At 35.1% G+C, this 11442-nt stretch carries 7 protein-coding genes; 2 read left to right on the top strand and 5 right to left on the bottom strand.

What is annotated here, in order from left to right:
- Positions 1–453: 453 nt before the first annotated feature.
- Entirely contained in the window at positions 454–2145 is a 1692-nt protein-coding gene (locus RT250_RS09450; RefSeq protein ID WP_313114320.1) for a PKD domain-containing protein, read from the bottom strand.
- 223 nt (positions 2146–2368) lie between these two features.
- On the opposite strand from RT250_RS09450, the gene RT250_RS09445 reads away from it, so the two are divergent.
- A complete protein-coding gene (locus RT250_RS09445; protein WP_313114319.1) occupies positions 2369–4303 on the top strand; it encodes a M1 family metallopeptidase in 1935 nt (644 codons plus the stop codon).
- 146 nt (positions 4304–4449) lie between these two features.
- On the opposite strand, the gene RT250_RS09440 is transcribed toward RT250_RS09445, so the two are convergent.
- Positions 4450–6342 carry a M56 family metallopeptidase gene (locus RT250_RS09440; protein ID WP_313114318.1) on the bottom strand — a complete coding sequence of 631 codons (1893 nt, stop codon included), beginning with the start codon at positions 6340–6342 and terminating at the stop codon, positions 4450–4452.
- A 2-nt stretch (positions 6343–6344) separates the two neighbouring features.
- The gene (locus RT250_RS09435; RefSeq protein ID WP_313114333.1) at positions 6345–6710 is read right to left on the bottom strand and encodes a BlaI/MecI/CopY family transcriptional regulator; all 366 of its coding nucleotides are present in this window, start codon (positions 6708–6710) and stop codon (positions 6345–6347) included.
- Between the two features lie 205 nt (positions 6711–6915).
- Here RT250_RS09435 and RT250_RS09430 point away from each other — a divergent pair, with 205 nt between their 5' ends.
- Positions 6916–7491, top strand: coding sequence for a PhnA domain-containing protein (locus RT250_RS09430; protein WP_313114317.1), 576 nt, complete (start codon positions 6916–6918; stop codon positions 7489–7491).
- A gap of 280 nt (positions 7492–7771) precedes the next feature.
- Here the strand turns inward: RT250_RS09430 and RT250_RS09425 are convergent, their stop codons facing one another.
- Together RT250_RS09425 and RT250_RS09420 are read right to left on the bottom strand one after the other, a co-directional pair.
- The gene (locus RT250_RS09425; RefSeq protein ID WP_313114315.1) at positions 7772–9523 is read right to left on the bottom strand and encodes a tetratricopeptide repeat protein; all 1752 of its coding nucleotides are present in this window, start codon (positions 9521–9523) and stop codon (positions 7772–7774) included.
- A 5-nt stretch (positions 9524–9528) separates the two neighbouring features.
- Entirely contained in the window at positions 9529–11301 is a 1773-nt protein-coding gene (locus RT250_RS09420; protein ID WP_313114314.1) for a TPR end-of-group domain-containing protein, read from the bottom strand.
- Positions 11302–11442 lie beyond the last annotated feature (141 nt).

Here is an 11442-nt window from a genome sequence, read left to right as displayed (position 1 = left end):
TGGAAGAGCAGAAAAATGATTGAGAAATTAATCAGTTCTAAAGAATAGCTCAGTTGGTTTAGAGCATCCCGAATTAACTTCGGGAGGGTCGGGGGGGTTCGAACCTTCCGAAATCAATTCGGAACAGGCTCTCATCGCCCACTAGATTTTAGAAGCCGAAGTTTTTACTTCGGTTTTTTTTATGGAATTTTTTGTCTACATATTATACTCACACACCCTCGACCGGTATTATGTTGGGTCTACCGAAGATATGGGATCAGGAACAATTTCTGGGTTTTAGATGAATAGTTTCTCCAGCCGGAAAAAAAATTTTGGCTATTTTGCTCCTCTTATTGGTGCTCTAAAAGCTTTTAATCTAGTATTAAAGATGGATTTAGAACAATTTCTGGGTTAAAAAAAACCGCCCTAATTAATTTAGGACGGTTTGTTTACTGATTTAAAAATTTCAATCTTTTATTTAGAGCAAGTGTCTATAAAGCTTAGCGTGTGATTAAAGCCGTTAGAATGTGAGAACTTTACACTATACGGAGTTTCAAGATCTATCTTGTACTTATTGTTGCTTATAAATCGTTGTTTTAATCGCTTCTTCCCATTTTGAGATTCGCTTGAAATTATTGAACTTATATCCTGTGGAGTACAGTCTAAACCGCTTTCTACATAAATTGGACCGGTTGGAGTTATGGTTTTGGTTCCATTTTTTCTGTAACGGAACTTGTGAATAATTTTAGTTCCTCCGAATATAGGCCATCTATTCTTGATCTTTATTTTTAATTTCATTCTTTTTCCGTCTACTTTTTCTTTGTAAACTTCACTCATCTTGCCTCTCTTACAAGAATCCCAAGATTGCATAGAGGTAGTAACTGTGTTTACACATAGATTTAATTTTTCTATTGTTGCTGTTACATTGAAAGTTTCAACCGAACAAGGGGTAGGAAATGTATGAATTACCGTGTTGTTGTTCATTATAGTCTCCGGTGAACTGCCGTCTCCAAAATCCCAAGTTACACCGTAGTTTTGTGCGTTACCTAAGCCTTCCAGGGTAAATAACCACTTCCCATTTTTTGCGTCTAAAGGGGTTTTAGAAATTGAGATTGGACAATCTAAATTAAGTGATAAATTGTCCCTATCCATACAACTATTTCCACTCATAGGGTTTAAAACTCCAACCAAATCAACTAGCAGAAGAGGTACATAGGTGTTATAATTGGAATAATCTATATCTATAAAAACCTCATCACCAAGATAAGCCCAGCCAGCACCTTGTATTCCCCAGTCGATGTTTTGGCTTCCAGGCAATGAACCTCCAACAATTTCAACACTCGTAAAATCTGATACATTAGAAATGTAAAATGATGATTGTGGATTGCTTCCAATAGGAGCAATATAATTTGCTTTAAGTTTTATAGAAATTTGGCTATTCACCGCATCATGACTTAAAATTTCATGACTTATATAGGCTTGGAACCCACATTCGGACCCACTTTTTGTTTGATATCTCGGAGGATCATTTTTAATTGTAAGATTTTCTACGCTAATAGTTTCAAAATCGAAACGATTGTCTTGACAAATATCAATATTGCTGATTTTTTTATCGTTTACAAAAAAAGACATTTTCTCTTGAGCAAGCGGAGAACCGTCATATGTTTTTGCGAACTCGGAAAAACTTAGCATTGTACTATAATCAGAGCAATTATTAAATGGTATACGGTAAATAACACATCCGTCATCCCATATATATAGGTGTTCTCCAATTATTACCATCCCATCCTCGTTTAGGATAGTTTCTAATATAATATCACTAGTGTAATTCCATGAATCAAAATTTGGATCTTCTGGAATTAAACCATTATCCATATCCTCATCTTTTTTGCGTAGAGAGTAAAATGAAAGATCTTCTTCCCAAGTATTCAATGTTTCCTCATCTTGAGTAATGCTATATTCATTATATAAATCGCGATGGGTATTTTGAATTTCATCTAAAGAATCGAATTTCATAATTGGTTTTCCATCACAGGTAGGACCAGATGAAAATGAATTTTGATTATTAGGGTCTAACTGAATTTCAGAGTTTAGATTTTCTGGTTGACAGCCAACCAATAAAATTGCTGCTAAGAGCCAGAAAAAAGTGATTTTTAATTTTTTCATGATAATTTGTGTTTAGGTTAAACTTTGTTTTTATACTCCTATATACCTCTACAGTAAAAATGTTACCCCTAAATCATTTATCTTTTTGTATTATTATTATTATTATTATTTAAGAATTTAAAATAGTCTTGAGTACAAGAATATAATATTGGTTATTACTTTAATGGCACATTAAATTTTCAATTTACTATCTTCGCTAGTTGACTTATAAAAATTGAATAATATGAAGTATTTCAATAGCAGTTTATGGATAACGCTGCTTTTTTCCGTTGTGTCTTTTACCCTTTATGCACAAGATGTAAACCCAAACAATCAAAGTCTTTTCGATAATTTCACTTATAGACAGGGAAATGAATATCGCACAGCTTCGGGAAAACCAGGGCCAAAATATTGGCAAAACTCAGCCGATTATCAACTTGAAGTAACTTTAGACGAGAAAAACCACATAGTTACAGGGAATGTTGCTATTCAATACATCAACAATAGTCCGGAAGAACTAGATTTTATTTGGTTATACCTAGAGCAAAATCGTTTCACAGAAACTTCTCGTGGTACTTTAACTTCCCCTCTTGAAGGAGGTCGCTATAGCGGAGACGTTGAAGGTGGCTATAAACTTTCAAATTTTTCAGCTAAAACGAAAACAGGAACTTCTTCTAAATATCTGATTTCAGATACGAGAATGCAAGTTTTCTTAGATAAACCTTTAGCAGCTAATGGAGGAGAGGTTGAGATAAAAATGAATTTTGAATACAAGATTCCTGTTGAAGGAATGGACCGTATGGGTAGGTTTGAAGCAAAAGACGGAACAGTATATGCAATTGCACAATGGTATCCGCGTGTAGCAGTTTTTGACGATGTTGTTGGTTGGAATACAGATCCGTATTTAGGAGCAGGAGAATTCTATTGTGAGTACGGAGATTTTGATGTAAAGATTACCGCTGCTGCAGATCAAACAGTTGTATGTTCAGGAATACTACAAAATCCAAATGAGGTACTTACAAAAAACCAACAAAAGCGTTTAGCAAAAGCTGAGAAAAGTGATAAAACAGTTTACATTATTAAACCAGATGAAGTTGGTAAATCCGTAGCTCAAGCTAAAAATAACGGCACACTAACTTGGCATTTTAAAATGGAGAACACTCGAGATGTAGCATGGGCTTCCTCTAGAGCTTTTATTTGGGATGCGGCAAAAATGAATCTAGGAAATGGAAAAGTTGGATTGGCACAGTCTGTTTATCCTAAAGAAAGCGATGGCGAACACGCTTGGGGTCGTTCTACCGAATACACTAAGGCTTCTGTAGAATTTCACTCTAATACTTACTATCCTTATCCATATCACAACGCAATTAACGTAGCGACTAGTGTAGGTGGAATGGAGTATCCAGGTGTTAGTTTTTGTGGGTACCAAAGAGGAGGAGCTTCACTTTGGGGGGTTACCGATCACGAATTTGGACACAACTGGTTCCCAATGATTGTTGGTAATAACGAACGTCGTTACCCTTGGATGGACGAAGGCTTAAATATTTTTATTAATCACTACAGTACAGCTGCCTTTAATAATGGCGAATATCCAACTAGAACAGACAAACCACGTGACTTGGTTCAATACCTAACCTATGGAAATCGTGAAGGAATAGACACTTACCCAGATATTGCTAATGCACGAAACTTAGCCTACACTGCCTATTACAAACCAGCTGCTGGACTTTATATGCTTAGAGAATACATATTAGGGGAAGAGCGATTTGACTATGCTTTTAAGAGTTATATCCGTCATTGGGCCTATAAACACCCGCAACCAAACGACTTTTTTAATCATATTGAAAACGCTGTAGGCGAGGATTTATCTTGGTTTTGGAAAGGTTGGTTCTTCGGAAATGGAAATATAGATTTAGGAATATTATCGGTAGAGCCTTACCAAGGAAACTATTTAATTACGGTAGAAAACAACGGTGATATCCCAATGCCAGTTGAATTGTTGGTAACTTATGCTGATGATACTACGGAAATCATTAAGCTTCCTGTTGAAATTTGGCATCGAGGGAATGTTTGGAGCCACCTACTTAAAACAGATAAGCAGGTAAAACGCGTTGTTCAAGACCCTAACAAAATGATACCTGATATCAATATATTAAATGATACTTGGAATAAGTTATAATCTGTTTGACCATAAAAAAAGCCTCTAAAATCTAGAGGCTTTTTTTATTGTCTGTTCGAGCGCAGTCGAGAACTATGAGGTTTCGACTTTAGGTTATCCTGAGCGTAGCCGAAGGACTCAACCTGACACACTTAATTTTATTAAATTCAGCATCCACCTAAATGTACATCTGGGTATTTGCTAACATCTATAGTTGCTTCGTTGTTTTTCCGCACCAATTCAATCGCCTCATCTGTACTGTATTTGTGAGGGCCTATATAAAAAGTAGCGCCTCTTTTGCCTAATTCTTTAATATATTCCACCAAATCTTTATTTGGCGGCGGTGGGGCCTGGGATGCCGTGTATAAATTTCCGTTTTCTGCTGAAGGTGCTTTTGGAGCTGGCGGTGGAGGTGGCGGGATATCGCTTTTTTCACCTTTATTTACCTTTGGGGCTGATGGTAGAGGTGGTGGTGGTGGTGGCGGAGGAATACACTCCGGAAAAGGCTCCGCTTTTGCTTTTTGCGCGTCGGTCATTTTGCGATAGATAATCTCCAAACGCTCTAAATCTTTCTTTTTAATGATGCGTTTTTCAATGTCTACTGCATTGTATTTTATTGCGAGTTTGTTGTATTCGGCTATTTCAGCTTTGGTGGCTTTTTGTTGGATTATTTTTCCAGTGTTTTCGTCTCTCTCAACCTCTTCGCCCACAACAATCGACCACGGATTGTTTTTGTCATTTTTTATGTTTTGAGCTGCCTTTTTATACTGTTCATTTTTTTTCTGATTCTCTTGGTACAAAACTTCTGCTTCTTCAATAGATTTTCCAACCATAGGATTTGTCCACGGAATATGTTTAAGTCCAGAAGCTTTTTCTCCCTCAAGACTAGTTTCACTCCAACTTCTTATATTACTCGAATATAGTATTTCTCTTATTTTTTCGAAAAGGTTTCTTTGGCTATCAGCTTCAATAGTAATAGTTGCTGAAAGGTATTTTTGCTTTTGTTCTATTGTTAGGCTTGTGTTTAACTTGTTTATTTCTTCTTTTAAAGAAGAAAAAGCAACCGTTTTACCATTCAATGAAATTTTTGAATTTCTATCGATTCTTATTTGAATATCTTCAATAGAATTATTTGTTGAGGTTTTGATGTTTGAAAAGTCTTTTTGAACAACTTCTTTCGTGCTAAAACCATAAATTAATATGGATAGCAACGGTAATAACAATAAACTTCGAAGCCAAACGGCTCTTTTTGAGGTGTGTGTTTTCATAACTGTAAATCGTTTTTTGACCTGCCCGAATGAATTTTTTAAAATTAATCCGTTCAGGCGGGTGGATGAATAATTGATTGAATGTGCCAATGACGGCGTTAAAGCATTTGATGAGAATGCCAGTAATATTTTTTGATACTCTGAAGTTTCTGCGCCAGCGCTTAAAACAGCTCGGTCTGCTAAAAATTCGTGGTTTAGTTTAATGCTTTTTTTAATGAAATATAACAACGGATTAAACCAAAATACAATTTGTAAAAGTTCAACAAAAATTACGTCGAAACTGTGTTTTTGGCGTGCGTGTGCTTCTTCGTGAAGCATAACTTCCGCTGGAATTTCGTGATTTTCAAATTGTGTTTTGTTTAGAAATATGTAGCTGAAAAAAGTATGCGGAATTACATTTTCACTTAAAAGAATATTGATGAAACTACTGTTTCTGAACTTTGGGTTCTTCTTAATTTTTTGAATTAAACTGAAAAGATTTCTGAAAAATTTTAAAATAAAAAACAATACGCCCAAACCGTAAACCGTCCATAAAACAAACGACCAGTAATTTACTGTAGTTTCGGTCTCTATAAAAATCTGCTGTGGTGTGGCTGCTGTATGAGTTGCAATAATTGGCGATGCTTCAACATAGGTTGTAAAAGTTATCAGCGGAATTAAAAAAGAGGCCAATAAACTTCCTGATAAATAAAAACGTTTAAAATTATGAATGGAAGTGTTTTCCAAAAATAGCTTGTAAAAAGCGAAGAACAGTGCGAGGCAAGCGGCGGATTTTAAAAGATAGAGTTCCATAATTACTTTTTTTGAATTTCGGAATCGATTAAAGTTTTTAATTCTTCCAGCTCTTTTTTGGAGAGATTAGTTTCTTCAGTAAAAAATGAAGCAAATTGCGATGGACTGTTATTGAAGAAATTTTTAATCAACCCATTTACGTGTTTTGAAAAATAGTCTTTCTTTTTCACCAATGGGAAGTACTCACGCGATCGCCCAAGTTGAATATAATCCACAAATTTTTTATCCTGCATGCGTTTTAAAAGCGTGGCAACTGTAGTTGTGGCGGGTTTTGGCTCAGGATAGGCTTCAACTAAATCTTTCATAAAAGCACGCTCCTTTTTCCAGAGGAGTTGCATTAATTGTTCTTCAGCGTTTGAGAGAGTCATCATTGTGATTTTAAAATTAACTCTACAAATGTAGAACAATTATTTTAATTCTACAAGTGTAGAGCAGTTAATTTTGTCTTTTTGACTAATATGGGGATTCATTGGGTCATACGTATTCAACTAGTGGTAGGTAAATCTCACGAAAAATATATCTTTGCCTCATCAATCTCCAAAGCCTTGGCAACGGACTTAATTATTTTACATTATGAGCCTAGAAAAAGAATTACAACAGAGAAGCGAAAATAAATGTGAACTATGCGGAAGTGAAGAAAACCTCGGTGTTTTTGAAGTGCCTAATTCGCCAACGAGTGGAGCCGAAGCTTCAGTTTACATCTGTAGTACGTGTACAGAGCAAATTGAAGATCCAGAAAAAGTAGATGCAAACCACTGGCGTTGCTTAAACGACAGTATGTGGAGTACTGTGCCAGCTGTTCAAGTAATGGCGTGGCGCATGCTTAATAGATTAAAAGCTGAAGGTTGGCCACAAGATTTGTTAGATATGATGTATATGGAAGATGATGTAAAGGAATGGGCAAAAGCTGGCGTAGCAGAAACTAAAGCAGATGCGGTTATTCATCGTGATAGTAATGGTGTTGTTTTAGAAGCAGGCGATTCTGTTGTGTTAATTAAAGATTTAAAAGTGAAAGGAAGTAGTATGGTTGCTAAACAAGGTACTGCTGTACGAAGAATTTCTCTTGATCGTGAAAACGAAAAATATATTGAAGGTAGAGTAGATGGTCAGCAGATTGTGATTATCACCGATTATGTAAAGAAAGTATAAACTTTTAGACCTAACTGGTCCTTTTCATTTATCCTTAAAAATGTTGCCGCAGGCCTCCTTGTAGGTATAATCAAGAGATCGTTTTTTTCCCATTTTTACTAAAATTAAATTGCATTAAATTATCCTCGTAAACACGTAGATTACTTTATTGGTTCGTATATACCCATTTTGTGAGGAAGATTAAATATTTAGACCTGACAGGGTTCTACAACCTGTTAGGTCTTTTCTATTTGTATTCTGGCTTGTCGCCGCAGGCCTCCTTGTGGGTATTAAGCAGAACCTAATACTTATACCCAAGTTTTTTTATAAAAGCTTTAAATCGGGCTTGGTTTCTATAGGCTTCAAACATAGGTTCATTTGGTAATTCAATCAGCCCAAGATCCTTATAATTATGTGCTTTCTCCAGCCAATAGTACATTTTATCTTCTTTTTTAAGGACCGCATAGGTAGCAGCAATTTGATAGCTCCAAGACTTTTCATGATCAGCAATCAATTTCATTAATGCTGCTTCAGATTTTTCCTGATTGTCTAAAAGATGATAAATCATAGCTTCAGTATGTAGTCTAAAACCTGCTAAAGGTTCCTTTTTTATCACCTCTAAGGCCTTGCTATAATTCTCCTGGTTCATTAGTATTAATGCATACAATGAATACGCAACATCTTGGTTTGGATTAAGCCTAATGGATTCCTTAATATTTTTTTCAGCCTCTTTAAAATTTTTAGCCATATAATAAGTATTGGCCAAACTGTAATAGTTAGAAGCGTTTACGGGATCTATTGTTATTACTCTTTTGTGAATTGCTATGGCTTCTTCAGTATTCCCTCGTAAAAGTGCTACTTCTGAAGCTCTGTGCAAAGCGGTTTCATTATTGGTGTCTAATTGTAAAGCCTTTTGTGCTAGTTTGCCCGCTTTTCCAATATCATTTTTATACTCTAAGGAAAGTAAAGACATAAAGGCATAGATTTCGGCATAGGTGCTGTCTGCTTTTATAGCTTTTTCGGCTACATCGTAGGTCAATTTTTTTCCAGTTTCATAATCAATAATTCCGTAGTTGTTTTGTGTGTGATAAATATTACCTAATGTTATCAATGCTGCTGCGTAGGTAGAATCTATGGCTAAAGATTTTTTTAATAACTCTTCAGATTTAAGCAAAGATTCTGTATTGTAATTATTTTGATAGATGTAACGACCTTCTAAAAACAGAGCGTACGCTTCAGTATTCGATTCTACTACTCTTGGGATTATATTATCTAAAATTCGCAATTGAAGATTTTCTGCAACTGCTTCGGCTATTTCATTTTGAATCTTAAAAATGTTTTTGAGTTCCTTTTCCCAAGTCTGCGACCAAATATTATTGTCGCCATTAGTTTCAACAAGATTTACATTTACTCTAATTATACTGTCGTGAGTACGTACGCTTCCTTCTAGTATGTAAGAGACATTTAAGGTTCTTGCTATTTCCTGCAGGTCTATTTTTTTGTTTTTAAATGAAAATGCCGAGGTGCGTGAAGTAACTTGGAGTTCGTTTATTTTTGCGAGTGAGTTTAATACTTCTTCTGCCAAACCATCGGCAAAATACTCTTGTTGTTTGTTAGGCGACATGTCAGAAAAAGGTAGGACGGCAATCGATTTATCTGCTTTTGTTTCGAGAGCAACGGCATTTTCTTTATTTTCAGAACGCAGTCTAAATCTATCAACAAATAATAAGATTATTGCTATGGATAAAAATGCGATAATGAAAGTGTTGAGTTTTTGCCCTGTTTTTTGTGTGATAGACTTTTCCTTTGGAACATCTTTAGTTTTTTTAATACCGTCTGTAGTGATTTCAAAAAACCAGGAGATACAAATCCAAACAGGAAGCAAAACGATTAGGATAATCAAAATTATTTTCCCAAACCAAATAGGAGCGTTAATTATAGGGCTAAGAATAGCGATGACCTGAAGCAATACCCATGAAAAAATTAAATAAGAAACGGTGCCTTTAAAGACATTCCTTCGTTTTAATTCGTTAAAAAAATCGTTGAGATTCATTTGGTTTATTTTTCAATTTTTGGGAAACCCATTTTATCAATAAACTTTTGCCATCTTTTATCTGAATGTAAACTTCTAAAACGCGGTTCGGACAATACTTCATTTAAACCCACGTCGTGAACTTTATAAGCTTTGGTTAACCATTTGAATGCATTTTCCTTATCGTTTCTAAAAGCGTAGCTTTCGGCAATTTGATAGGCCATATCATTAGTGTATTTAGAAATAAGTTCCTGCATATAGGCATCGGACTTTTCTATATCGCCGAGTTTAAAGTAGATATCGGAATGTATCTGCAAACTCCATCCTTCATCATCTTCTTGTTTTATGGCTTCTAAGGCTGCAGCTACTTTATTTTGTTGCAATAAAATTCGTGCGTAATAATAATGCAAGGCATAGCGGTTTGGTTGTAATTCAATACACGTTTTAGCGGCCTCCACAGCTTTTTCAAGTAGGTCTGCACAGTAGTATGCATTCATTAATTGATAATGTGTATCTGGATTAAGCGGGTCTAAACTTGCTGAGTATTCTTGTAGTCGAACGGCGCTATCTACATTGCCTAAAGACAGAGCAAGGGTAGCCGTAAGGCTTATAATTTCTGGGTTTGAACCATCTAATTTTAAGGCAATTTCATTCAGTTGTTTCGCCTTTGCAAAATTCCAATCATAACTCAATTCATCATCTGCCAAATAAGCATAAGCAAGCGCGTTTTTCGGGTCTATGTCCAAAACTTTGTTGGTTGCTTCCTTAGCTAGGGTATAACCTTGTTTAAATCCTAATGTGCCGTTATTTGCTTGAGTTTCATAAACTCTTGAAAGCAATAACCAAGCTGGTATATAATTGCTGTCTATATTTAGTGCTTGTTTCGCTAAATCTACAGCTTCAATAAGTTTTTGTTTATCGCTAGAAAAATGGGAGGCTTGTACTGCCTGTAAGTATAATTTATAAGCCTCTGGATTGGTCTTTATCGACTTTGGAAGCGGTTTTGATTTTAATAAATTAAGTTCCAATGCTTGTACCACTGCTGCAGATACTTCATCTTGGATTGCAAAAATATTATCTAAATTTCTATCGTAAGTTTCCGACCATAAATGCTTGTCGTTTTTTGCATCGATAAGCTGTGCTGTAATGCGAAGAAGATTTCCCGATTTGCGTACACTACCTTCTAATATGTAAGTTACATTTAGCTTTTGTGCAATCTCTGGAAGCTGTAAATCTGAGTTTTTAAATGAAAATGTTGAGGTACGAGAAGTGACTTTTAAGAGTTCTACTTGTGTTAAAAGGTTGAGAAGAGCTTCAGTAAGGCCATCTGCAAAATACGAATTGTCATTTTTTTCAGAAAAGTCCTGAAATGGAAGTACAGCAATTGTTTTTGATTGAGATGCTAGGGATGGTAATTCAAAATTATTTTCAGAAATCTTATCGGTTATTACAAATCTGTCGATAACCAGGACAGCTAAACAGATTACTAGAAAAGCGATGATAATTTTATTGAGTCGCTTCCCAGTTTTTTTGCGAATGGAAGCAGATTCTGGAACTTTGCTAGTGCGTTTTAAACCTGTTGGAGTAAATTCATATATCCAAGAACCAATAAGATATAGAGGAAAACCTACTAAAAGTAAATAAAAAAGACTTTTTGAAATCCATAAGGGCATTTCTAAAATATCACCCAATAGTACAACTATACGTATAAGTAACCAAGCCACTACTATATAAGAAATAGCACCTTTTATTACATTACGTCGCTTTAATTCATTCCAAAAACTGTTTTTTCGTTTCACAATTTAGTGGATCTCTTTAGAAATCTATTCCTAAAGATAACGAAATAATACTTTTTATCTTAAAATATATAGGTTGGAAATATCAATTATATTGAAAGTAGTGTTTTGATTCTTACCGATTTATAAGTAAAATTATGATGG

Source organism: Aequorivita sediminis (genome assembly GCF_032080575.2).
Taxonomy (GTDB): domain Bacteria; phylum Bacteroidota; class Bacteroidia; order Flavobacteriales; family Flavobacteriaceae; genus Aequorivita; species Aequorivita sediminis.
The sequence above is the reverse complement of the archived record's forward strand: the minus strand, read 5'-3'. Positions and strand labels throughout refer to the sequence as shown.

Excerpts from the sequence above, each read along its gene's own strand:
- RT250_RS09450 (WP_313114320.1), bottom strand. The coding sequence starts at position 2,145 with ATGAAAAAATTAAAAATCACTTTTTTCTGGCTCTTAGCAGCAATTTTA.
- RT250_RS09445 (WP_313114319.1), top strand. The coding sequence starts at position 2,369 with ATGAAGTATTTCAATAGCAGTTTATGGATAACGCTGCTTTTTTCCGTT.
- RT250_RS09440 (WP_313114318.1), bottom strand. The coding sequence starts at position 6,342 with ATGGAACTCTATCTTTTAAAATCCGCCGCTTGCCTCGCACTGTTCTTC.
- RT250_RS09435 (WP_313114333.1), bottom strand. The coding sequence starts at position 6,710 with ATGACTCTCTCAAACGCTGAAGAACAATTAATGCAACTCCTCTGGAAA.
- RT250_RS09430 (WP_313114317.1), top strand. The coding sequence starts at position 6,916 with ATGAGCCTAGAAAAAGAATTACAACAGAGAAGCGAAAATAAATGTGAA.
- RT250_RS09425 (WP_313114315.1), bottom strand. The coding sequence starts at position 9,523 with ATGAATCTCAACGATTTTTTTAACGAATTAAAACGAAGGAATGTCTTT.